We start from the raw sequence: 24244 nt of genomic DNA, 5'->3' as shown, positions 1-24244 counted from the left end.
GTGGAGATTCCCCGTGGAGTGCGAGGAGATTCGCGCAGCATTGTCAGCTCGCCTCGATGGTGAGCAGGCAAACATTGCCGATGAAGTCATCGATGCCCATCTTGGGGCCTGCGAGGAGTGCCGAGCTTGGTACGAGCGAGCGGTGCGGCTGAACCGCGCCCTTACGGTTGGGCCTGCCGATGGCATGCCGGAGATTTCCACGGATGATCTCTCGGAACGCATTTTGGTCTCTATCGAACCGGAGCGCCGCCGGCGTGAGCGCGCATGGCTGCTCATAGCCGGCACCGCCCGCGGGGTGCTCATTGCGTTGGGACTTTGCTGGGCGGTCTGGGGGATTGCGACGCTGGTCGATGCCTCCGACATGATGACGCTTGGACTTTCCTCGACACAGCCGCAGGACGGTGCAGGAATCGCAACAAGCACGGGAGCGCCTATCGACGGTTCCACTGCCACCGTTGACCCAATGGAGCTCGGAGCACGCCTTGCCATTCAACTCGCGGCAATTCGGCTTGCATTGGCAGTGGGATTGTTCTGGGCTGCTTGGCGGCCGCGTGCTGCCATGGGCATGGCGCCGGTCTACGGTGCCGTCGCCACGTTCAGCATCGGTTTTGGTATTCGTGACATTCTCATCGGTGCCCAGGGAGCATCAGAGATCGCTGGTCTGGCCTTGATGTTTGTCTCCGCTTTGACGCTGGCCGTTGTGTGGCTGGGTGGCTATACGCCGACGGCAATCGCACAGGCATGGCGGGCCGCCTCGGGGTTGCCGGTCACAGGCGTGCCACCACAGCGGGACTAGCTCCAAGACGGCAACCAGAACCGCCATTCAAAGTGGTTGAGAGGCAGCGGGTAGCCGGTCAAAATCGGCAGCCAGAACACAAACGCGGTCACCACTAGTGCGGCGTGCGTGCCAACGATTACCAACCCCACCGGCTTACCGCGGGGCCGCCAGTGTGAGAGATCGTCGGCAAGCAGAGCAAAGGCGATGAGTACGAATGGAATCAGCGCGGTGGCGTAGAAAAAGTACATCTGCCGGTCGTAGCCGATGACCCACGGCAGCCACGAGGCGAGGAAACCGATGACTGGCAGCGCGTAGCGGCCGTCGCGGCGGCCGAGCCAACGCCATGTGGCCCACAGGACCACGGGGACCAGCAACCACCAGATGGGTGGGGTGCCAAAGAGCATCATCCAGCCCTTGCACTCCTGGCCGTCACTGCAGGTGGTTTCGGTGGAGTAGTAGAGCATTGGCCGCCAACTCACCAGCCACTCCCAAGGCTTGGACTCCCAAGGGTGTTTGTGGCCATTAGAGGTGGTCAGCTCGGCGTGGAACTTCAGCACGCTGTTTTGGTAGTGCAGGTAGTTCTGCACGGCCTCGGGAAGCCAGTCGGTGCCGGGGAGTCCCGTATCGCGCTCTTCGGGCGAGACATGGCGATAAACCGACGTTTCTTCGGCGAACCAGGAACGCCAACTTAAGAAGTAAACGCCCAGCGGAACCACCACCAGATCACGCAACGCCGGGGCGGTATCGCGGGCGAGCGCGCCGAGCACGGGCTTGTCCGCACCGGCATTCTTGCGTGACACCAGATCCGTGAAGACGGACCACAGGCCGAATGCGGCCATGTAGTACAGACCGGACCACTTCACCCCGGTGGCAAGCCCCAGCATGATGCCGGCGAGCAGTCGCCACCAGCGATAACTGAGATAGGGGCCGAAACTACCTAGCTCCGTGGCGGATTCCAGGCGCTTGCGGGCATCGGCCTGGTCAATGAGAAGTGCCCACGCGGCCGCGATGATGAAGAAGGTCTGAATCATGTCCAGCATGCCGACCCGAGAGGAGACAAACAGCACTCCGTCGGCAAGCGCGTAGAGACCAGCAATACCCACCGCCAACCGCGAGCCACGAGAGATGCGTCGGACGATGTCCATGAGCAGCAGGATAACCAGCGTGCCACACACTGCCGACATAAATCGCCAGCCCATTGGTGAATAACCGAAGATCCACTCGCCCACGGCGATGACCTGCTTGGCCACTGGCGGATGCACAATCAGACCGTAGCCGGGATTGTCCTCAATGCCAGACGAGATGGGGTCGCGCGTGGACTCCAGAATCTGCCATGCCTGCGGCACATAGTGCTTTTCGTCGAAGAGCGGGGTGCCATTGTCGGTCTTGGCAGCAAGCCCGATGAAACGCGTTAGCGCTGCGACGATTCCGAGAACCACAAAAGTGGCGGTATCCCATTTGTCCCACCGCCGCAGTGGCGGCAGCGAGGGCACCGGGGGAATCGGGCGCAGGAAACGCTTTTTCGCGCGGCGCTCGGTTTCCGGTGGTGGGGTTAAAGCGGCATCGGTCACGAATGTCAGTTTAAGCTATGGAATCATGACGCATTCGGCATCGAACTTCCAACCGCACGAGAACGCGCCTCTTAGCGAGGCAATGACGCTGGCCCCTGGCATCACTCTGGTGGCAACGCCGCTGGGCAATATCGCCGATGCCTCCGACCGCTTGCGCGGTGCGCTTATCGACGCCGATATCATCGCCGCGGAAGACACCAGGCGAGCACGCAACCTGGCCACAGCGCTGGGCATTTCCCCCAAGGGGAAGTTTGTTTCAAACTTCGATCACAACGAAGAGAGCCGCACTGAGTCGCTGATTCAGGCGGCGAAGGCGGGACAGAAAGTCATTGTGGTGACCGATGCGGGGATGCCGGTGGTGTCGGATCCTGGCCTGGCTGTGGTGGCGGCTGCTCACGACGCGGGCGTGCCCGTGTCCTGCGTACCGGGGCCGAGCGCGGTGACTACCGCATTGGCTCTCAGCGGGTTGGGCGTCGGCCACTTTTGCTTCGATGGTTTTGCACCTCGTAAACAGGGGGCGCGCCGGATCTGGCTGGAATCACTGAAGACAGAGAAGCGGGCCTGTTGTTTCTTTGAGTCGCCGCATCGGTTGGCTGTTACGTTGGCCGATGCCGCGGAGATTTTGGGTGAGGAGCGGCGCGCGTCGGTAAGCCGTGAGCTGACCAAGCGTTTTGAAGAGACTCGCCGTGCGACGCTGGGAGAGCTGGCTGCGTGGGCGGAGGAAGGTGTCCGCGGCGAAATTACGGTGGTGATTGAGGGCGCGGGGCAGCAGGCGACGGAGGTATCCACGGAGGACTTGGTTGACCGCGTGGAGGAGCTTGTGGCTGATGGCATGCGGCTGAAGGATGCCGCGAAGCAGGTTGCGGCAGAGGCTGGAATGACAAAGCACCGTGATCTCTATCAGGCGGTTTTGGCTGCTCGTGAGGGAAATCGTTAGCCGATTGTTACTTTGTGCCAGAAAATGTTCCAGCGCACGCCAGTGAACAGGGTAAACGCTGTTATTGGGAGTTTTGTAATTCAGACGGGAAATGAGGAAAACCTGAGAGAATCCACATCCTGAGTTGAAATCCCAGGTCAATGGTGGACATGGTGGAGGAATGACGAATCCACCAGAGCATGAAATACAACAAGAAGTAGGGGAGTCAGTCGTCGGCGAAGTCAGGGCCGACGATTCTCACGCTCCCGTGAACCTCGGGGTTACCATCCCCGCCGTTGTCGCAATTCTGGCAATCATCGTCTGGGGCCTGGCGTGGCCGGATAGTTTCTCGACGTTTGCATCTAGCTCTCTGAACTGGGTCGTGGAGAACATCGGCTGGCTGTTTATCTTGGCCAGTACCGTCTTTGTCTTCTTCATTGTGTCCATCGCGATTTCCAAGTTCGGTCACATCCGCTTGGGCAAGGACAACGAGAAACCAGAGTTTTCCACGCCTAGCTGGATTGCGATGATGTTCGCCGCCGGTATGGGCATCGGTCTGATGTTCTACGGTGTCGCTGAGCCGCTGACCTTCTATCGCGATGGCGTGCCGGGCCACCAGCCGAAGGAAGTCGGTACCGCCATGGCTTCGACGATGTTCCACTGGACTCTGCACCCGTGGTCGCTCTACGCCATCGTCGGTCTCGCAATTGCTTACTCGACCTACCGCCTCGGCCGAAAGCAGCTGATTTCGGCGGCGTTCATCCCGCTCATCGGCGCGCGTCGCGCTGAGGGGCGGTTGGGCAAGCTTATCGACGCGCTTGCGATTTTTGCCACCGTCTTCGGTACGGCAGCCTCTCTCGGTGTGGGCGTACTTCAGATTTCCGCCGGTTTGGAAATCAACGGGTTCAACGCCATCAAGGGCGCACCTTTGTGGATTGGTCTTATTCTCGTTCTGGGCTGTGCCTTCTTGGTCTCTGCACTGTCGGGCGTGGGCAAGGGAATTCAGTACATCTCGAACTTCAACATGGTTGCCGCAGGTCTGCTGGCTCTGCTGGTGTTGGTCCTCGGCCCTACCGTGGTGATTCTGAACCTGATTCCGACCTCTATTGGCAGCTACCTGGATTCCTTCTTTGAGATGGCCTCCCGCTCCAGTGCTTCCGCTGACGGCACCGCCGGTGAATGGCTCTCTTCCTGGACAATTTTCTACTGGGCCTGGTGGATCTCATGGTCGCCGTTTGTCGGTATGTTCATCGCACGTATTTCTCGCGGCCGTACTATCCGTGAGTTCGTCTTCACCGTCGTCGCCGTTCCGTCGATTGTCTCTGCAGTGTGGTTCTCCATCTTTGGTGGCACCGCCATTACCCACGAGCAGCAGGGTGCGTCCATCTACGGTGACGGTTCGGCCGAGAGTCAGCTGTTCAATCTGCTGGAATCCTTGCCGGGTGGCGCGATTACCTCCGCTATCGCAATGATTCTGCTGGCTACCTTCTTCATTACCTCGGCAGACTCCGCCTCCACGGTGATGGGTACCATGAGTCAGTTCGGTCGACTCACAGCGTCGCGCACGGTCACTGCTATGTGGGGTATTTTCACCGCTCTGATTGCCATCGTCCTATTGGTCACCGGTGGCAGCGATGCCCTGTCGAACCTGCAGAACATCACCATTTTGGCGGCAAGCCCGTTCGTCATTGTTATCTTGGCGCTGATGGTTTCGCTGGTTAAGGGGCTTTCCGACGATCCGATGTACCTCGATGACAAGGAACAGCGTCAGTTTGCCCTGCGCATGGCTCGTGAGCGCCGCTTGGCGGAAGCGGCCGAACAGCGCGAGCGCCGCCGTGCTCGTAAATTGCGCAACTAGCTTTCCAACAGCAGCGGTGCGGCCTTGGCCTCAATCTCGGCCCATTCGCCCTCGGGTGTAGACCCGATGGTGATGCCACCGCCGATGCCAGCTTCGACCCGAACTCTCCCCGAGTTCGGGTCTTTTGCATACTCAGCGGTACGAATGGCGACATTGAGCTCAAGTGCATCCCCGTGGGCCGCACCAATCGCGCCACAGTGAGCGCCACGGGGCTCGGGTTCCCACTCGCGCAGAAGCTCAATTGCTCGCAGCTTCGGTGTACCGGTGACTGAGGCCGGTGGGAAGCAGGCATCGATCAGCTCAGCGTGGCTGAGCTGATCGGGAAGTTCCGCGGAAACTGTGGAAAACAGGTGCCACACGCCCGGTGCCGGACGCACACTGAGCAGATCCGTGACCTTCACAGTGCCAGTTTTGGCCACCTGGCCGAGGTCGTGGCGCACCAGGTCGACAATCATGATGTTCTCGGCGACATCCTTATCGCTGCGCAACAGCTCATGCGGGGGCCGGTCAGCGGGAATCGTGCCTTTGATAGGAGTTTCAGTCACGCTTGTGCCAGCGCGGATGAGGAACTCCTCAGGACTCAGCGAGGCCAGAATTGGAATTCCAGCATCGAGGTTGCCGGGCAAGAATGCCGCTCGAGCCGGCTGATACCGCGCCACGCGGGAGGAAAACCACGCGCCGGCGTGGGCTAGTGCAGCATTGTCCACATCGACGTTCGTGCCCGATCCCGCATTCAGCTCCGCGTGAAAGCGTGTAGAGATGCAGGTTTGGTACACCTCGCCCGCGGCAATTGCTTCCTTACAGTTCTCCACTGCAAGCTGGTGGCGTTCTCGGTCGCCCTGATCCCACTCCAGTGGTGTGGCCGCGGGGAGCGCGTCGTCACGCGTGTTTTCGTGCGAGTATTTGATGGTCTCCTGAAGGGCTTGGAAATCCGGATTTGAGGGGTCACCGGTGCCGGGGCCGTCGAAATGCCACGTGCCGTCGTCGGCAAGCAATGCGACGCAGGCAGCGATCCCATGCGCGCTGGTGCCGGAGTAGGGGCGGAACCCAAATAGCCACGCATTGGGGTCGGGGCTGGTGAAAAGCGCTGTCGAATCGCAGGCGGTGAGCTCGACGTTAGCGGCGAGAACCGCGCGATAACCGAACCAGGAGCCGACGAGTGCGGCGGGGCGATGACCGGCGGCGATAAGACGAGCTAGCGCAGTGGTCGCGCGCGAAGTGAAGTCAGCGGCCGAGTCGGAGGAGGTGGACCGAGTGGACATAGGACATAAGCGTAGTGACTGCGCGAGCGCGCGATGACGCTAGGGGACAGTTCTTGGAAGACTTCATGAGGGCACAGTTCATCGTGATGGTAGGTCATCTATTACCCTGTTAAATATGTCTCGCATTTTCACAGCAGTTGCGTGGCCGTACGCTAACGGTCCGCGACATATCGGCCATGTTGCAGGTTTCGGTGTCCCCTCGGACGTTTTCGCTCGCTACCAGCGAATGATTGGCAATGACGTGCTGATGGTCTCCGGTACTGATGAGCATGGCACGCCACTGCTTGTGCAGGCGGAGAAGGAAGGCGTTTCTGTCCAGGAATTGGCCGACCGTTACAACCGCCAGATTGTGCAGGACCTCGCGGGTCTGGGGCTTTCCTACGACCTGTTTACGCGCACAACCACGCGCAACCACTACGCCGTTGTCCAGGAGCTCTTCCGTGGGCTCTACGAAAACGGCTATATGGTCAAGCAGACCACGATGGGTGCGATTTCCCCGTCGACCGGTCGCACCCTGCCGGACCGTTACATCGAAGGTACCTGCCCAATTTGTGGCGCTTCCGGTGCCCGCGGCGACCAGTGCGACAACTGCGGTAACCAGCTTGACCCGGCCGATCTGATTGATCCGGTGTCGAAAATCAACGGCGAGACCCCGAAGTTCGTTGAAACTGAGCACTTCCTGCTAGACCTGCCGGCTCTGGCAGAGGCCTTGACCGAGTGGCTGCAGGAGCGCAAGGACTGGCGCCCGAACGTGCTGAAGTTCTCCCTGAACATCCTGAAGGACATCCGTCCGCGTGCAATGAGCCGTGATATTGACTGGGGTGTGCCGATTCCGCTGGAGGGCTGGTCGGAAAACGGGACGAAGAAACTCTACGTTTGGTTCGACGCCGTCGTCGGTTACCTATCCGCTTCCATCGAGTGGGCCTGGCGCATTGGTGACCCGGAAGCGTGGCGCAAGTGGTGGAATGACCCGGAGGCGCTGTCCTACTATTTCATGGGCAAGGACAACATCACCTTCCACTCCCAGATTTGGCCGGCTGAGCTGCTGGGCTACCGTGGCGAGGGCTCCCGCGGGGGCGAGGTCGGGGAGCTCGGTGAGTTGAACCTGCCGACGGAGGTCGTCTCCTCGGAGTACCTGACCATGTCGGGCTCGAAGTTCTCCTCTTCCAAGGGCGTTGTCATCTATGTGAAGGACTTCCTGGCGGAGTTTGGTCCGGATCCGCTGCGCTACTTCATCGCGATGGCAGGCCCGGAGAACCAGGACACCGACTTCACCTGGGATGAGTTCGTCCGCCGCGTGAATAACGAGCTGGCCAACTCCTGGGGCAACCTGGTCAACCGCACCGTGTCCATGGCTTTCAAGAACTTCGGTGAGGTGCCAACTCCGGGCGAACTCACTGACGCTGACCGTGAACTGCTCGACCTGGCTGAGCGTTCCTTCGCCGAGGTCGGCGACGCGCTTGCGCTGTCCCGCTTCCGCGCCGGTATCACCGCCGCCATGCACTTGGTCGGAGAGGCCAACGCCTACATTGCTGCGCAGGAGCCGTGGAAGCTGGCGAAGGACGAGTCCCAGCGCGAGCGTCTCGCCACCGTGCTGTGGACAGCACTGCAGGTAGTCAGCGACGCCAATGTGCTGCTGACCCCGTACCTGCCGGAAAGCTCGCAGAAGGTCTTCGAGACCCTGGGCGGCGAGGGGATCTGGGCCGCAATGCCAGAAGTCCAGGAAGTCCAGGACGACATGCCGGTCGAACCGGTCGGCGCTGACCTGCCGGCAGAGGGTAGGAGCTACCCAATCATCACCGGTGACTACGTCAATCAGAAGGCCGCCTGGCGTCGCTTCGACATTGAGCCGGGTACGGCGCTGGCCAAGCCGAAGCCGATTTTCACCAAGCTCGACTCTGAGTTGGCTGAGCACGGCCCCGAGTGGGCACAGGTGAAGTAGGGGCTCAGTAGAGGTATGGGAAAGCGCAAACGCAAGATTGCAGAACCCGCGGAGTATCTCACTCCGCTGTTTGACGCCCACACGCATCTCGCGTCCTGTGGGGCGCAAACTCCGGAAGAGATTGCGGCGCTCATGGACCGGGCCGCCGCAGCGGGCGTCGTCGGAGTCTGCACGGTCGGCGATGGCATGCCGGAAACCGAACTGGCCTTTGCCGCTGCGCACGCGCACCCCAACGTCTGGGCCGCCGCCGCCATCCATCCGACGCGCGCGCACGAGCTTGACGACGACGCCAAGGCCCGCTTAACCGAAATGGCTGCCGACCCCAGGGTTGTGGCCGTGGGGGAGACGGGATTGGATTGGTACTGGCTGGATTCCCTCGACGGCTGCGCGTCGAAGAGCGAACAGCTGGCTGCGTTGCAGTGGCATATGGAGCTCGCAGCAACCGTCGGCAAGCCGTTGATGATTCATAACCGCGACGCCGATGAAGACCTGATGGCGGCGTTGGACGGCTACGACAATACGGTCATTTTGCACTGTTTCTCTTCGCCCATCGAGGTTGCCCGCGAAGCCATTGCACGCGGTTACCTGCTGAGTTTTACCGGCAACGTGACCTTCAAACGCAATGATTACCTGCGGCAGGCTGTGGCTGAGGCGCCGGCGGAGCAGCTGCTGGTGGAAACCGATGCCCCGTACATGACCGCGGAGCCTTTCCGAGGTGCGCGCAACGAGTCCACTTTTATCGGTCATCAGGCGCGTGCGATGGCCGCAGCCCGAGAAATCGGGGCGGAGGAGATGGCACAGATTTTGACGGATAATGCACGTCGGGTGTACGGTATTTAAGCACGTGCTGGCGTATTGCCGCCCCTGAGCTGTGGAAATGCAGCCGGGGCGGTTTGTTGTATTTCCCGTCACTTTTATCGATATATTTTAGACAACACTGAATCTTTACCGTACTGTTACAAACTGTATTTCTTTCATTTGCTAGCTGCCCCATCCTCCGAAAGGCTGTGACGAACCCCGTGAGTGCTGCGAAGAAGCGTCATCTCAATCGTGCTAATGACGGAGTCTCCACTTCGTCCAAGATTGCCGCAGGCGGTCTGGTCGCTGCTGTTGCTCTGGGTGGTACTGTCGCAGCATCCAACTATGACACCATCACCGTCGAAATCGACGGTAAGGTTGAGCAAATCGCAACCTGGTCCAAGGATGACAAGGCCATTCTGCAGAAGGCTGGTGTCGAAACCACCGGTGGCGACCTGGTTCAGCGTCAGGGCGATCTCACGGACGGCGGCAAGCTGGTCTACCGCTCTGCCAAGCCAGTCACGATGATTGTCGATGGCAAGCCGCAGGAGCACAAGACCAATGCCATCACTACCGATGAGCTGATTGAAGGTCTGAAGAAGCAGGGGCTCATCTCCGATAAGGACAAGGTCGAGGTCGAAAAGGGCGAGATTTCCGCTAAGGGAGTCGAACTCGACGTCGTTCGTGCCAAGAATATTGTGCTTCACGACGATGCCAAGGACATCGACCTGACCGTCCCGGCTATGACCGTCGGAGATGTGCTGGCTCAGCGTGGCATTGAACTGCGTGAAGATGACACCGTCGAGCCGGGTCTGGATGCTCCGGTCACCGAGGGGATGCGCATCGCTCTGTCTCGTCTGATTGATAAGACCATCACCGAGACTGAGGAGATTCCAGCTCACGAGAACATCATTGAAGATGATTCGATGTTCGAAGATGAGCGCATCGTTGAGCAGGAAGGTGAACCGGGCCAGGTAGAGCGTCAGGTCAAGGTCACCTCTCGCGATGGTGAAGAGCTCGGACGCGAGGTCCTGGAAGAAAAGGAGCTAAAGGCTCCGGGTATCTCCACTATTCGCCAGGGCACTAAGTCCCGCATTGCAGCTCCGGCTGCCGGCTACGGCGTGTGGGATCAGCTGGCTCAGTGTGAGTCCGGCGGCGACTGGGCTATCGATACCGGTAACGGTTTCTCCGGTGGTCTGCAGTTCACCGATTCCACTTGGGCAGCTTACGGCGGTACTGAGTATGCACCGCGTGCATCGCAGGCTTCCCGCGAGCAGCAGATTGCTGTCGCTGAGCGTGTCCAGGCTGGTCAGGGTTGGGGCGCATGGCCCGCTTGTACCGCTTCCATGGGGCTTCGTTAAAGCTAGTTCCGTCTAGCCATAACGAGCTAAGCCTATTTTTTGTGTTGACCCCGTAGTATCTAACTGTGACTAAAGCAGAAGTTTCTTTCTTGGGGCCGGTCGAAGTGCGCGACTTGGCGGCGCAGTTGGATATTGTCCCGACGAAGAAATTGGGGCAGAACTTCGTCCACGACGCCAACACCGTGCGTCGAATTGTCGCTGCGGCGGACTTGCCGGAGGATTCCTACCCTGTTGAGGTCGGCCCCGGCTTGGGCTCGCTGACCCTCGGGCTGCTCGAACACTGCGGCCGCGCCGCGGCTGTTGAAATCGATTCTCGGTTGGCGGAGCGTTTGCCCCAGACAGTCGCTGAGCGCGCTGAGGGCTGTGAACTCGAGCTCATTGAGAAAGATGCGCTGAAGGTCAGCCGCGAGGACTTTCAGACCGCCCCAGATGCGCTGGTGGCCAATCTGCCATACAACGTTTCGGTACCGGTGCTGCTGCACATGCTTGCCGAGCTCCCCACCATCCGCCGTGTGCTCGTGATGGTGCAGTCCGAGGTCGCTGACCGGCTGGCGGCTCAGCCGGGCTCCAAGATCTACGGCGTCCCCAGCGTCAAGGCCGCCTACTACGGCACAGTGCGTCGCGCCGGTGCCATTGGTCCGCACGTCTTTTGGCCGGTCCCGAAGGTTGATTCCGGGCTTGTGCGCATTGACTGCTACGCCCGCTCCGACGCTCCTGAGAACTCCAATGCCGCCGATGCCCCCGAGGCTCCGTGGGAGATTTCGCCGCAATTCCGCGCGCGCCTTTTCCCGCTTATCGACGCTGCTTTTGCGCAACGCCGCAAGACCCTCCGTGCGGCCCTATCGGGGATTTACGGATCTGGCGCCGCGGCCGAAGAGGCGCTTATAGCAGCGGGGATTGACCCCAAGCAGCGAGGAGAGAAGCTCGAAATTGCCGATTTCGTTCGCCTCGCTGAGGTCTCACGAGACCAGCGCTTTTAACAAAGGACAGGCGATCTTTCCCCCATGCACCGTGACGGCAACCCCAGCAGGGCCGAAATCGGCCGGCGCGAACCGCGCGACCTGGCTTGGACTAAGTTCTGGCCTGACGACGACGGCTGGGTGTGCAACTGCATAGTTTTCCGAGGTGACCGCTTGCTGCTTCTGCTGCGTGAATACGAGGGCTTCCTCGGGGGCCAGTGGGATTTGCCCGGTGGCAAGCTCGACGCGGGGGAGGAGCCCGCGGAGGCCGCTGTGCGCGAACTGCGTGAAGAGGCCGGCCTGCGCGCAGCGGAGGTCAGTGAATTTGCCCACTATTCCAATCCGGACTTGGGCGGGGAGAATTTCCGCTTCCACACGGTGACCTTTCTAGTACGCGAGGCCGACGACACGCAGAATGTCCAGCTCAGCGGCGAGCATCCGGAGTTTAAATGGGTAACCCGAGAGCAGTTCGATGAGCTGCCGGTGGCCTGGTATGTCCGGCGTGTGCTTGGCAACGTCGAATGGGGCACAATAAATACTCATCATGGCGAATCTGATTAATTGCGAGAATATTTCTAAGTCCTTCGGGCTCAAGACTCTGCTCGACGGCGTCAGCCTCGGTGTTCAAGAGGGCGACCGCATCGGTGTTGTCGGTTTGAACGGTGGCGGCAAGTCCACACTGCTGAAGATTCTGGCAGGCGTGGAGCCAGCGGACTCCGGACGTATTTCGCGAGCCAACGACATGGCCATGGCGCATGTCACCCAGGGCGCCGAGCTCGACCCGAATTCCACCGTGTTTGAGTGCGTCATTGCACCGCTGGGACTCGCTGAACACGAGTGGGCGGGTAACGCTTCCATCCGCGAGGTCCTCGATGGCATCGGTATCAATGACCTCGGTATGGATACCAAGGTCGCCAATCTCTCCGGTGGTGAGCGCCGTCGCGTTAACCTGGCGGCCGCGCTGGTCCGAGATCTGGATCTGCTCATTCTCGATGAGCCAACGAACCACCTCGATATTGAGGGTGTGCAGTGGTTGGCCGATCATGTTCTTTCGCGCCGGGCAGCCCTGGTCGTCGTCACGCACGATCGTTGGTTCCTGGATACCGTTGCCACGAAGACGTGGGAAGTCCACGATGGCACCGTCGATTTTTACGATGGCGGTTACAACGACTGGACGTTCGCGCGTGCCGAGCGTGCGCGCCAAGCCGATGCCGCCGAGCAGCGTCGCCAGAACCTTGCGCGTAAGGAACTCGCGTGGTTGCGCCGGGGTGCGCCGGCCCGCACCTCGAAGCCTCGCTACCGCATCGAAGCAGCTGAGGCTCTCATCGCCGATGTCCCGGCGCCGCGTGATTCCGTGGAGTTGATGGCGTTTTCGCAGCGTCGACAGGGCAAGGTGGTCGTAGAGCTAGAGCATGCGTCCCTGGAAACGCCCGATGGTAGGGAATTGCTTAACGACGTCACGTGGCGTCTGGCCCCCGGCGAGCGCATTGGCCTGGTCGGTGTCAACGGCTCGGGTAAGACGACTTTGTTGCGCGCATTGGCGGGAGACTACCCCTTAAGCGATGGCAAGCGGATTGAGGGCAAGACGGTGCGTCTGGGTTGGCTGCGACAGGAGCTCGATGATCTGCCGCTGGATATGCGTGTGCTCGACGCTGTGGAGGACGTGGCGACCTACATTGACCTGGGCAAGAAGCAGATTAGCGCCTCGCAACTGGCGGAGCGACTGGGTTTTTCCCCGAAGCGGCAGCGCACCCCAATCGCAGACCTCTCCGGCGGTGAGCGTCGCCGCTTGCAACTCACACGCGTGTTGATGAGTGAGCCGAACTTCCTGCTGCTCGACGAGCCGACGAATGACCTGGATATTGACACGCTGCAGGAATTGGAAGACCTGCTGGACAATTGGCCGGGCACGTTGGTGGTCATCTCGCACGACCGCTACCTGATTGAGCGTATTGCCGACTCGACCTGGGCCCTCTTCGGCGATGGCGAGCTGACGAACTTGCCAGGCGGGATTAGTCAGTACCTCCAGCGTCGCGCACAGCTGGCTGACTCGGCCGCTAGTGGTGGTGCCTCTCAAGCAAATGCCGGTAGTCCGCAGACCCGTGGCGCAGCTTCAGAGGAGGATACCTCGAAGCTCTCGGCTGCGGAAGCTCATGCTGTCCAGAAGAAGATGAGTGCTCTGGAGCGGAAGATGGCGAAGCTCAGCCAGCAAGAAAGTGAACTGCATGCGCAGATGGCGGAAGCGAGTGCTGATGTAGCCAACTTGGACACACAAAAGCTGGCGGACCTCGATCGCCGTGCTGCGGAGGTGGTTGAGCAGAAGGCAGAGCTGGAGATGGAGTGGCTGGAGCTAGGGGAGCAGCTCGAGGGCTAGCATCTTACTTCAGCTACTAGCCGAACATTTTAGGTATGAGCCGGGTACTCGTGGTCAGCGTGCCCGGTTCTTTCAATTTGCACCGTGGCGTGTTCAATCCCGTGGACGTCGTGAAGCAGTGCCTGCGCGCGGTCGAGCAATGCGTGCTCGTCGCCGTTGGGGAGCGTGTCGCAGCGCACGAGATGGACAGATGCCAGTAGGTCGCTGCCGTTGAGGGACCAGACGTGGAGATCGTGGACATCGACCACTCCGTCCAAGTCAGACAGGTCAGCAGTGATTCTCTCAGTGTCGACGCCCTTCGGGGTGTACTCCAGCAACACGTGGAGACAGTCGCGCACCAGAACGGCGGCTCGGGGGACGATGAAGAGCGCAATCACGATAGAGACCACCGAGTCGATGGCAGTCCAGCCGGTGTATGCGATAGCGATAGCGGAGATAATGACGGCGACCGAACCAGCGGCGTCGACAAGCACGTGCAGATACGCGCCGCGGACGTTGACGCTTTCCTTGGCAGCGCCGGCGAGCAGAAACGCCGCAATCACATTGGTGAGCAGGCCGATGACTGCGATGATGAGCATCGACGTGGTTTGAATCTCAGATTGCTCCACTGACCCGAATCGCCGGATTGCGCCCCAGAGAATCACAGCGGCAATGATGAAAACTGTCAGACCGTTGACGAGAGCAGTCAGAACCTCAACACGACGGTACCCGTACGTCGCGCGGTGATTGGCTCCGCGCTGGGCGATAGCCAAACCGGCAACTGCCATCAGCAGGCCCGCGGAGTCCGTCACCATATGGCCGGCATCTGCCAGCAGCGCCAGTGAACCCGAAACCAAGCCCCCGATGAGCTCGGCGAGAAATACGACAAGAGTTAGACCAGCAGCCGCGAGAAGGCGGCGAGCAGGAGTATTCGCGGGGTCAAAATGAGCGTGGTCATGGCCGTGACCATGGCCGTGTGAATGACCGTGGCCGTGTGAGTGGCCAGAGTGTTCAGTTGTGTCCATAACCCCTAATGATAACAGGGCTATTCAGCCTCCGGAAGATAGCTATCCGCCCACGCATAAATCAGGTCAGCAGCGCGCGCGGCGGACTTAGCGCGAGTGAGCAAGTGGTCTGCGCGATCCAAGCTCATCAGGGATTTTGGATAGCGAGAGACCTGGAAAATCTTCTGGGCGCTATCGATACCAACAGTCTGGTCGGTCGGGGAGTGCAGAATAAGCAGTGGCTTGCGCAGCTGGCTGAGATAAACCTCCGGGTTGTAGTCCGCCAACACTTCCAAGAACTCACGGGAGATGGGAATGCCACGACCTTCAATCTGCAGAACCTGCGTGCCGTGCTCATCGACCGTCGAAATGTCACCGGCGATGCGCACAATCGAGTGTGCCGGATCGAAGGGTGCACCGATTGTCGCTACCGCCTTGATTTTCGGCATATCGTGGCCGGCGTTCAGCGCCGCTGCGCCACCGAGCGAGTGCCCAATCAGTAGCGAGGGGGCCTCAAATTCTGCCTCCATGAACTCGTAGGCGGCCTTAAGGTCATCGATGTTGGTCTGGAACGTCGTCTCACCGAAATCACCAGTGGACTGCCCGAGGCCAGTGAAGTCGAACCGGAATGCCGCAATGCCCTTCTTCGCCAGCGCCTTGCAGGTGCGTGACGCGCCGGGCACCATCCGATTACACGTGAAGCAATGACCAAATAGCGCCCACGCGCGTGGCTGACCGTCCGGCAAATCAATTGATGCAGCCAGAGTCTCGCCGGTCGATCCCGTAAATTTTAGGTGCTTTGTTGGCATAGGTTATATCCGCGTCTCAGTGTGTGCTCAATGTGTGTACGTTTTCGCTTTACGACGCCCGTTGTGGTGGCGACCGTACGCAATATTAAGCCCGGGTGCCACAAATAAGTGAGGGATTGGGCGAAAAATTCGACCAATCCCTCAATCTCCTAGTGGCTGTGAGTTAACGCACCGGAACCCCCGGCCCCAGCGGAATGCCCGCGAGATACCAGAGGACGAAGAATAGGAACCAGCCCACCATCATGCACAGCGAGTACGGGATAGCCAGCGACATCAGCGTGCCGACACCCGCAGGCTTGTAGTACTTCTGCAGGAAAGTCAGCGCCAGCGCAAAGTACGGCGACATCGGCGTAATGATGTTGGTCGGGGAGTCACCAATACGGAATAGCTGCTGGGAGACCTCTGGAGAGACGTTGACGTACATCAGCATCGGCACAACGACCGGCGCCATCAGAGCCCACTGTGCGGAGCCCGAGGTAATCAGCAGGTTGAGAACAGCCACCATCAGGACGAAGGCAGCAAAGAGCAACAGCGGCGGCAGATCCGCCTTGGTCAGGAATTCGGAGCCCTTGATAGCGGTCCACTGGCCGATATTGGACCACTTGAAGTAGGCCGTGAACTGCGAGACGGCGAAGAAGAGCACCATCATTGTGGTCAGTGTGCCCAGGCCGCGTTCCATGAAGGCGGGCACGTCTGCTGAGGAGGTGATGGTTTTGGCACCGATGCCGTACGCAATGCCGACCACTGCGAAGAAGAGGGCGATGGACGCCACGACGTCGGTAAGCAGCACGGAATTCAAGATGCCGTCGCCTTCGCCGCGCAGAGGCGAACCCGGGATGAACAGGGCAGCGAACCAAAGCGCCAGGAAGATGACAGCGGCGATGTTGCCGTAGCGGAGGCCACGTCGTTCGGCATCGTTGAGGATTAGCTTGTCGCGGCCATTGCTGGAGCTGCTAGATGCGGTGTTCCGCTCCTCCTTCTTGGCGTTTTCCTCGGCAGCTTCCTCCGAAGCGCCCGGTTTGGTGAATTCCGCGGCATCGTGGTCAATGTGGTCGTCGTGGACGGTCTTCTCCACGTGCTTGGTAATAAACAGTTCAGTAACGGCGGTAATAATCAGAGCCAGCACAATCGACGAGGCCATAGTGAAGAAGTAGTTGGCCAGCGGTGAAACTACGTATTCCGGATCCACGAAGTGCGCTGCATGCGTGGAGATACCTGCCAGCAGCACATCGGTGATGTTGAGCACCAGTGACGAATTGAACCCGGCCGACGAGGCGGCAAAGGCGACCATCGCACCGACAATAGGGTTACGACCAACTGCGGCGAATGAGGCGGCACCCAGCGGAATGAGAATCACGTAGACGGCATCAGAAGCGATTGAACCAGTCACGCCGGCCAGTGCAACAATGAATGTCAGCAGGACAGGGGAGTGCACCTTGGAAATTGCCGCGCGGATTGCCGAGCCGATGTAACCGGAGTACTCCGCAATTGCGACACCGAGCATGCACACCAGAATCAGGCCAACTGGTGCGAAGTCCGTGAAGTTCGTTACCGCCTCAGAGACCATCTTTTGCAGGTACTCTGCGGTAGCAAGGCTTTCCACCTCGATGATGTCACCCGACGCGGGATCCTTGGCCTGCATACCCGCAGCCTCACCGAGCCACGAAGAAACGATGACTACACCGGCAAGAATCACGAATAGCCAAAATGGATTTGGCAGTGCGTTGCCGATACGTTCCAGTGTTGCTAGGAACCCCTTTGGCTTCGGTGGCGCTTTGTCCGGTTCCAACGTTTTTGACTGTCCCATATATATAAATCCCTCTGTGTTAGACGTTGGTAAAAGGTTAGGGGAAAGTAAGTTGCGTCACAACGTAAAAGGCCAGAGGCATATGTATGTCGGGTGCGAGCAGGCGCATAAGGGAAAGTTAAGGGAATAGCTAGGGAATAGCTGTAGTGCACCTTCTTCGACTAGAGTTAATCAGGTTATGGGCAAGAAGAAGTCGAAGAAAGAAAAGGTCAGCGCCAACAACGCGGTGGTGGCCACCAATCGTCGTGCCCGCCATGACTACAACATTCTGGACACCTACGAATGCGGTGTCGTTCTCGTGGGCACTGAGGTCAAGGCGCTGCGCGAGGGCAAAGCATCGCTTAATGACGCCTTCGCGACCATCGACGACGGCGAAGTGTGGCTCCGCGGGCTGCATATCCCGGAGTACTCCTACGGTTCGTGGACTAATCACTCACCGCGTCGCTCGCGCAAGCTGTTGTTGCACCGCAAGGAGATTGACACCCTGTGGGGCAAGGTCCGCGATGGCAACAACACGCTTGTACCCCTGAAGCTGTATTTCACCGACGGCCGCTTGAAGGTCGAGCTCGCACTCGCCCGCGGTAAGCAGGATTATGACAAGCGCCAGGACATCAAGCGCCGCACGGAGGAGCGCGAAGCTACTCGTGCGCTGGGCCGTCGTGTGAAGGGCATCAAGGGGTAAAAGAGGTCTTCATTAGAAGAAACCCTTTTTAGAAGGGGAACTCAGTCGCATCGACTGGGAGGATGAGTAGGCCAATGACGTTTTCGTGACGGTCAAAGGCAACTCGAGCCATCCATTCGCCAGCCTCATGTTTGAGGGTGGTGATGACGAGACTTGTGCCGAGAATCTTCGACAGGAGTTTCTGCGAGGTCGGTTCCTTAGTCCTGGTTCCCCCGAGGCTGGTGACTTGGGTGTCGTCGAAAGATTCGAACGCCCCAGTCTCGGTGAGAACATCTTCCCAGACAGAGTAGATAGTGGACCAGGGGAGATCCTTCCGGAGCTTTGGGGAAATCATGCTTACGGTTTCTGCTTCTTCGCCGTTGATGATGTGGCGAAGGAATTTTTCGCCGAGCTCGGCGATATGTGTAGTTTTTGTGGCAGTCATCAATTCTCCTGAAACGGGGTTTTGGACACTTCCGAACCGCTTGAATGCCGCTTGCCGGGAGATATTGAGTACATTTCCAATCTCTGCCCATGAATGGCCCGCTGCGCGAGCCTGCGCCACGGCATCTTCAAGTTCTTGTTCGGCAATGTTCGTTGCTTGCAGTCGGTGACGGATTGTCGTCAATGGATCCATGACTGCAGTCAACCATTGGTTGACGTCAGTGTCAACCCGGAGTTGACATTCGGGTGGGGGGGGGGCGGAGCCTTGCGGCGAAGCTTGTTGACTTTTCCCGTCGTAAAGCGTTATTCTTGAACATCCTTTGAGCGCAACGCACTTTCCCGTGCTCGAAGGCATTGTATGGGGCTGACATGGTTTCGACACCGTACAGTGAGCCAGGGGAAGCGTGCCGGTGCAGGCTAGAGACCACCGTTTAAGCGTCGTAGCAACTGATTAAGCGCCGAGAACACTCAGCGCGACTACGCTCTCGCTGCCTAATTAAGCGACTAGCGTGTCTGTCAGACCGGGCTTGCCCTTTGGTCCGGACCCTGGCATCGACTTAAAAGGGCTCGCCCGATGGGTGCGCCGTAAGGCTCATCGGGGATCTTCTTACTTGCGGCTGGGCCCGTCATTCGGACATGTTTGCCTGAGCCGAAGGGTCGAGTAGAGGCGATCGTGCGAACTGCGCACGGAGAAGCCCTGGCGAGTTGGCGGTGGACCCGAGTTCAATTCTCGGCAGCTCCACAAATGGAAATCCCCGGTCATTACGACCGGGGATTTTCGTTGTACTTGAAGACGTCTGAGCGACGTCGAAAGACCTTAGAAGGTGCTCTTGTAGACGTTGGCGATAGTGGTGCCAGCAACTGCCGAACCGTGGAAGGTCGGGTGGTTGGTCATGTTGTAGGAAGCAACATCGGTATCCAGAATTGCGGAGACCTGACGCTCACCGTCCGGACCGCACATTGCGACGTCGATGTTGGTGACCTCCTTCATGTTGACGAAACCGATACCGGATTCAGCGGCAGCACGCATCTGGCGGTTCTGCAGAGCCATCTCAAGGTGGTGCATACCGGCAGCCGGAATGTGCGGTGCAAAACCTGCGGCGTTAACCGGGCAAGCGTAGTGAGTCGGGTCATTAGAGGTGAAAGCCGGGTAACCAATCAGCATGACGCGAGCAGTTGGGTTAGCGGCCTTGATCTTCTCCACAGCGGCCACAACGTTGGTGGTGTACAGGTCATCCTGAACCGGCATTGGCAGCACAGCGCCCTGCATCGCGTCATTGGCGCCAACGTAGATGGTTACTAGCTGGGTAGCCGGGCCGAGGGAGCCCTGAGCGATGGCGTTGTCAACCTGGCCCATCAGGGACTTCTGCGGCTGAGTCGGCATGAAAGCGGTAGTGCCGTTGCAGGAGTAGTCGTGCAGTTCAAGACCAGTCTCACGAGCAACGTGAGAGCCGATGTTCGAGACCGAAATCGGGCAGCCACCACGGCCCGGTACGGCTGGATCGGACTGACCCGGGTTAGCAGCGAAGGAATCGCCGAAGGCAACGTAGTTACCAGTAGGAAGAGCGTTGGCAACACCACCGGTCAGGAGGGAGGCTGCCAGCGCAGAAGCTGCAGCTGCCGAGGCTGCTGCACGGCGAACAACGTTGTTCTTCATAATTAAAAACCTCTTAGTTGAAAACCTATAGAAGGAAAAACTCGCGCTACACTCGCGATTTCTTCGCCACAGACCGTCCCTGGAAGAACCAAGTCCGACAGAACCAAGTCCGACAGAACCCTGAGCGGATACTTAGAGACGCGCCTTTATCACTTTGTTATACAACTAGGTTCTAAGTCCGATGTCAACCGGAATCAGCTAGTTATATGTATATTCGGCGCTTTCAATACCTCTTTTTGTCTCTTATCGCTGGTAGGTGGATTTATGAGGCGCTTCCGAACGTGGAATACAACGCAGCGATGACACCATCGGCTACCCCAGAACCATCTTTTAGCTCAATCTCATCTTCAGCAAAGGGCCCACGCTCATCCAGTTCCGCCTCTGTGGGGCGAGGTTGGATCAGTGTTAGGTGTGGACCTTCGCTGATAACACCACTGAAAAGACGTGCCTGGCGAGCCGCCTCACCATCCGCCTGTGCCCGCACCTCGTCCAGGGATGCACCCTCAAAGCTGTCCGCCTGCTCCGGAGCGATGACCATTATTTCCTGCGCTAACACGGCACCGACGACACCTGCCGGCCACGATGTCCGAGCGATAAAGTCCGCCAACTCAGGGCTACCGCCTTCAATTCCCTCGGGGAGGGGTTCCTGCGCAACGACAGTCAATGGGGCGCTGTCAATCAGCTCGTCGGCAAGCACGTCGGCAAGCGCGGCGGTGGGGACGAGGGCGAAGAGGCTCGGAGCGCGGTCCCAACCTTCGGTGTGGACGTATTCGACAGCTTCGCGCACGGCGCGATTGAGTGCCTGCTGGCTGAGATGAGTCTGAGTGCCGTTGTTTTCGCTCATGACGCTTGACGACGCCCCTTTCCTGGCAACGCTGTATTAACAGCATCCTTAGTCAAATGTTAGGAACTTTATTTAGAGTAGATGACAGATAAGCGTACGACCGACTTACCAGCTCGCTGGCAAGTCAAGCTCAACTCGAACAGGAGAGACGTTGTCTCTAAACCAGACTCGACCGAGACGATCGGCGGGTGGCCGACCGGGGTGGCTGGCAATTACCGTGTTGGTGATTGCCGCGCTGACCTTTGTTATTCCAATCGCCGTCAATTTTTATACGGACTTTCAGTGGTTCGGTGAAGTGGGGTATCGAGGGGTATTCGCCACCACGTGGCTCACTCGTATCGTCCTGTTTATCACTGTAGGCCTGATAACGGGCGCACTGACATTTCTATCTATGTGGCTGGCGTGGCGCTCGCGGCCCGTCGACCTCGGACTGACGGATCCACGCAGCCCGCAGGCAGTGTACCGACGGATGGCTGAATCCGGTTCGAAGTCGATGTTCACCACGCTGCCCGTTGTATTCGGCGTACTCGGTGGCCTTGTGGGGCAGGGTAATTGGCAGACGGTGCAGCTGTTCTTAAATCGGCAGTCCTTCGGTGAGACTGACCCGCAGTACGGCAAGGACTTGGGCTTCTATGCATTCCAGTTGCCGCTGTGGTCGTACATCATTTCGACGCTGGTTGTCCTGGTAGTTATTGCGTTCCTGCTGTCGCTGGTGACGCATTACTTCCTTGGTGGCATCCGCCCAGGTAACCCGACTACAGGGGAGAAGACCCGCGTTTCCAATGCGGCTCGTGCGCAGTTGGCGTGCTGGGCCGGTGTTTTCATGCTGCTCAAGGCTGTGTCTTACTGGCTGGACCGCTATGAGCTGCTGAATAACAAGCAGAAGACCTTCACCGGTGGTTCCTACACCGATATCAATGCGCTGCTGCCGGCGAAGATTACGCTGCTGGTCATCGCAATCGTCGTGGCCGCTGCATTCTTCGCGGCCATTTTCCTGCGCAATCTTTCGATCCCGGCGTTTGCCACCGTGCTGATGTTGGTTTCCGCAGGTCTGATTGGCGTGGCCTGGCCGATGGCAGTTGAGCAGTTCTCAGTTAACCCGAACCGCGCTTCCAAGGAACGCGAATACATTGCGCGCAATATTGAATCGACGCGCTACCACTACGGGCTTACTGACGACAAGGTGAAGGTTGAGCGCGACTGGGGTGTTCCGGCTGAAAAGGAAGGCGATAAGGAAGCCGCGAAGGAAGGTGCGGACTCGATTTCCCGCGATGCTGCGACGCTGGCCAATATCCGAATCCTGGATCCGGAAGTGCTGCCACGTACCTTCACGCAGCAGCGCCAGCTGAAGAACTTCTATGGTTTCTCCGATCCGCTTGCCATTGACCGCTACCAGATCGATGGTGCGTCCCGTGACTTCATCGTCGCTGCTCGTGAACTGAACCCGCAGACGCTGCAGGGTAACCAGACTGACTGGATTAACCGTCACACGGTCTACACCCACGGCAATGGTTTCGTTGCTGCGCCGGCTAATAAGGTCGACGAGGTTGCCTCCGAGTCCGGTTCCGCCCGCGGCGGTTACCCGCTGTATACCGTGGCTGACCTGTTCGAGTCCGAGGACCCGAACGGCATGAACCTGAACCTGAAGCAGCCGCGTATCTACTACGGCCCGGTTATCGCCAACAGCGATGCCGACTATGCGATTGTTGGCGGTAACGGTGACGGCAAGGACTATGAGTACGATGCCGACGGCCGTAACTTCACCTACGACGGTGAGGGCGGTGTTGGCGTAGGCGGGCTTGCCAGCCGCATGATTTTCGCCACCCGTTACCAGGAACTCAACATCCTGCTGTCCGACCGCATTGGGCCGGACTCCAAGATCATCTACAACCGCGATCCGCGTGACCGTGTTCAGAAGGTCGCCCCGTGGCTGACCACTGACACCAAGACCTATCCGGCTGTAGTCGATGGCCGTATGAAGTGGATCGTCGACGGCTACACCACGCTGGCCAAGATGCCGTACTCCCAGCGCATGAGCCTCCAGGAAACCACACAGGACTCCATTAACCCGGATGGCACTCCACGCCCGCTGCCGAACAGCGAGGTCAGCTACATCCGCAACTCGGTCAAGGCGACCGTCGATGCCTACGATGGCACCGTTGAGCTCTACGAGTTCGATGAGAAGGATCCGGTGCTCAAGGCCTGGGAGGGTGTCTTCCCGGATGTGGTGAAGCCAAAGTCGGAGATTTCCGAGGAGCTGCAGGAGCACCTGCGCTACCCGGAGGACTTGTTTAAGGTTCAGCGTGAGCTGATGGCCAAGTACCACGTCAGCGATCCGGGCGTGTTCTTCGCCAATGACTCCTTCTGGTCCGTCCCGTCCGATCCGACCGCGCCGGAAGAGCAGAACCTCTCCCAGCCGCCGTACTACGTTGTCGCTTCCGATCCGAAGACCGGAAAGCCGAGCTTCCAGCTGATTTCCGCCTTCCGCGGTCTGGAGCGCGAGTTCCTCGCCGCCCAGATGAGCGCTTCCTCCGATCCGGAGACGTACGGTCAAATCACCATCCGTGCCCTGCCGACCAACACCCAGACCATGGGTCCACGGCAGGCGCAGGACACGATGATGTCCGCAGATGAGGTCGCCCAGGACCGTACTCTGCTCGAGGGCACGAACGTGGTCACCAACGGTAACCTGCTGACGCTGCCGGTCGGCGATGGCGAGATTCTCTACGTCGAACCGGTCTACACCCAGCGCAAGGGCCAGGAGACCGCATTCCCGAAGCTGCTGCGTATTCTCGTCGCTTACCGCGGTCAGGTGGGCTATGGCGCCACGGTCACTGAGGCTCTGAGTCAGGTCGGTATCGATGCTTCCGCCGCGACCAAGGTCCGCGGTGAGGAAGAGACTGAGGAGCAGTCGGCGGATAAGGACAAGGATGCCGCCGACGCTGAGTCCGACGACGAGGCACCGAAGGAAGAGCGCAAGGTTGATGTCGCCGCGCGTGACGACGCCGCTCGCCGTATCTCCGACGCACTGCAAAAGCTTAACGACGCTCAGAAGAACGGTGACTACGCGGCACAGGGCCAGGCACTTGCCGAGCTCGACCGCGCTGCCGCTGACTACCAGAAGGCCAACGGCCAGTAAGACGTGCAACGAGTAGTTAACCGAGAATCATAGGTTTCTATGGTCCGAAGACTCCCTAGGTTGTAGCGAAATTGGCTATGA

19 protein-coding genes and 1 other RNA gene are annotated in these 24244 nt (G+C 59.2%); 12 read left to right on the top strand and 8 right to left on the bottom strand.

Translation table 11 applies throughout. The features are described from left to right. Positions 1-13: 13 nt before the first annotated feature. The gene (locus QP982_RS07170; RefSeq protein ID WP_070854155.1) at positions 14-796 is read left to right on the top strand and encodes a zf-HC2 domain-containing protein; all 783 of its coding nucleotides are present in this window, start codon (positions 14-16) and stop codon (positions 794-796) included. Here QP982_RS07170 and QP982_RS07165 read toward each other — a convergent pair. Continuing rightward, the gene (locus QP982_RS07165) at positions 793-2349 is read right to left on the bottom strand and encodes a dolichyl-phosphate-mannose--protein mannosyltransferase (protein WP_284870359.1); all 1557 of its coding nucleotides are present in this window, start codon (positions 2347-2349) and stop codon (positions 793-795) included. The genes QP982_RS07170 and QP982_RS07165 overlap by 4 nt on opposite strands. Before the next feature lie 82 nt (positions 2350-2431). Between QP982_RS07165 and rsmI the strand changes: the two genes are divergently transcribed. After that, positions 2432-3286, top strand: a complete 855-nt coding sequence (gene rsmI, locus QP982_RS07160; RefSeq protein WP_187269939.1) for a 16S rRNA (cytidine(1402)-2'-O)-methyltransferase — start codon at positions 2432-2434, stop codon at positions 3284-3286. A gap of 160 nt (positions 3287-3446) precedes the next feature. Then, positions 3447-5123: a BCCT family transporter gene (locus QP982_RS07155; RefSeq protein ID WP_049171282.1), complete on the top strand. Its 1677-nt coding sequence runs from the start codon at positions 3447-3449 to the stop codon at positions 5121-5123. On the opposite strand, the gene QP982_RS07150 is transcribed toward QP982_RS07155, so the two are convergent. Further along, on the bottom strand, positions 5120-6385 hold the full coding sequence (locus tag QP982_RS07150) for an aminodeoxychorismate synthase component I (RefSeq protein ID WP_016423257.1): 1266 nt from the start codon (positions 6383-6385) through the stop codon (positions 5120-5122). The genes QP982_RS07155 and QP982_RS07150 overlap by 4 nt on opposite strands. A 115-nt stretch (positions 6386-6500) precedes the next feature. On the opposite strand from QP982_RS07150, the gene metG reads away from it, so the two are divergent. The 6 genes from metG (at position 6501) to QP982_RS07120 (ending at position 13819) form a co-directional block, all read left to right on the top strand. After that, complete coding sequence (gene metG, locus QP982_RS07145) at positions 6501-8327, top strand: methionine--tRNA ligase (protein WP_049171277.1); 1827 nt, start codon at positions 6501-6503, stop codon at positions 8325-8327. 15 nt (positions 8328-8342) lie between these two features. Further along, positions 8343-9167, top strand: a complete 825-nt coding sequence (locus QP982_RS07140) for a TatD family hydrolase (protein ID WP_049171274.1) — start codon at positions 8343-8345, stop codon at positions 9165-9167. A gap of 167 nt (positions 9168-9334) precedes the next feature. After that, complete coding sequence (locus QP982_RS07135) at positions 9335-10486, top strand: resuscitation-promoting factor (RefSeq protein ID WP_272715417.1); 1152 nt, start codon at positions 9335-9337, stop codon at positions 10484-10486. A gap of 65 nt (positions 10487-10551) precedes the next feature. Further along, positions 10552-11466, top strand: a complete 915-nt coding sequence (rsmA, locus tag QP982_RS07130; protein ID WP_049189700.1) for a 16S rRNA (adenine(1518)-N(6)/adenine(1519)-N(6))-dimethyltransferase RsmA — start codon at positions 10552-10554, stop codon at positions 11464-11466. A 24-nt stretch (positions 11467-11490) separates the two neighbouring features. Then, entirely contained in the window at positions 11491-12006 is a 516-nt protein-coding gene (locus tag QP982_RS07125) for an NUDIX hydrolase (RefSeq protein WP_049189699.1), read from the top strand. Then, on the top strand, positions 11990-13819 hold the full coding sequence (locus QP982_RS07120) for an ABC-F family ATP-binding cassette domain-containing protein (protein ID WP_049171263.1): 1830 nt from the start codon (positions 11990-11992) through the stop codon (positions 13817-13819). The genes QP982_RS07125 and QP982_RS07120 overlap by 17 nt, the downstream gene beginning before the upstream one ends. A 29-nt stretch (positions 13820-13848) precedes the next feature. Here the strand turns inward: QP982_RS07120 and QP982_RS07115 are convergent, their stop codons facing one another. The 3 genes from QP982_RS07115 to QP982_RS07105 all read right to left on the bottom strand — a co-directional run bounded on the left by QP982_RS07115 (position 13849) and on the right by QP982_RS07105 (position 17418). After that, entirely contained in the window at positions 13849-14823 is a 975-nt protein-coding gene (locus tag QP982_RS07115) for a cation diffusion facilitator family transporter (protein ID WP_284870358.1), read from the bottom strand. 20 nt (positions 14824-14843) lie between these two features. Next, complete coding sequence (locus QP982_RS07110; protein ID WP_048733555.1) at positions 14844-15611, bottom strand: alpha/beta hydrolase family protein; 768 nt, start codon at positions 15609-15611, stop codon at positions 14844-14846. A 163-nt stretch (positions 15612-15774) separates the two neighbouring features. Continuing rightward, a complete protein-coding gene (locus QP982_RS07105) occupies positions 15775-17418 on the bottom strand; it encodes an AbgT family transporter (RefSeq protein ID WP_049189696.1) in 1644 nt (547 codons plus the stop codon). Between the two features lie 178 nt (positions 17419-17596). Between QP982_RS07105 and smpB the strand changes: the two genes are divergently transcribed. Beyond that, complete coding sequence (smpB, locus tag QP982_RS07100) at positions 17597-18100, top strand: SsrA-binding protein SmpB (RefSeq protein ID WP_038626299.1); 504 nt, start codon at positions 17597-17599, stop codon at positions 18098-18100. A gap of 28 nt (positions 18101-18128) precedes the next feature. Here smpB and QP982_RS07095 read toward each other — a convergent pair whose 3' ends face one another. Next, positions 18129-18524: a DUF3887 domain-containing protein gene (locus QP982_RS07095; protein WP_016423247.1), complete on the bottom strand. Its 396-nt coding sequence runs from the start codon at positions 18522-18524 to the stop codon at positions 18129-18131. Positions 18525-18883: 359 nt separating this feature from the next. Between QP982_RS07095 and ssrA the strand changes: the two genes are divergently transcribed. Beyond that, positions 18884-19268: a transfer-messenger RNA gene (gene ssrA, locus QP982_RS07090) on the top strand. 72 nt (positions 19269-19340) lie between these two features. Here ssrA and QP982_RS07085 read toward each other — a convergent pair. Continuing rightward, a complete protein-coding gene (locus QP982_RS07085) occupies positions 19341-20180 on the bottom strand; it encodes a GDSL-type esterase/lipase family protein (protein ID WP_284870357.1) in 840 nt (279 codons plus the stop codon). Between the two features lie 262 nt (positions 20181-20442). Continuing rightward, positions 20443-21024, bottom strand: a complete 582-nt coding sequence (locus QP982_RS07080) for a PPA1309 family protein (protein ID WP_016423245.1) — start codon at positions 21022-21024, stop codon at positions 20443-20445. A gap of 151 nt (positions 21025-21175) precedes the next feature. On the opposite strand from QP982_RS07080, the gene QP982_RS07075 reads away from it, so the two are divergent. Beyond that, positions 21176-24163 (top strand): UPF0182 family protein, encoded by a 2988-nt coding sequence (locus QP982_RS07075; RefSeq protein ID WP_049189694.1) that lies wholly within the window; start codon positions 21176-21178, stop codon positions 24161-24163. Positions 24164-24244: the final 81 nt, after the last annotated feature.

Source organism: Corynebacterium sp. MSK019, from assembly GCF_030232425.1.
GTDB lineage: Bacteria > Actinomycetota > Actinomycetes > Mycobacteriales > Mycobacteriaceae > Corynebacterium > Corynebacterium jeikeium_D.
The sequence above is the reverse complement of the archived record's forward strand: the minus strand, read 5'-3'. Positions and strand labels throughout refer to the sequence as shown.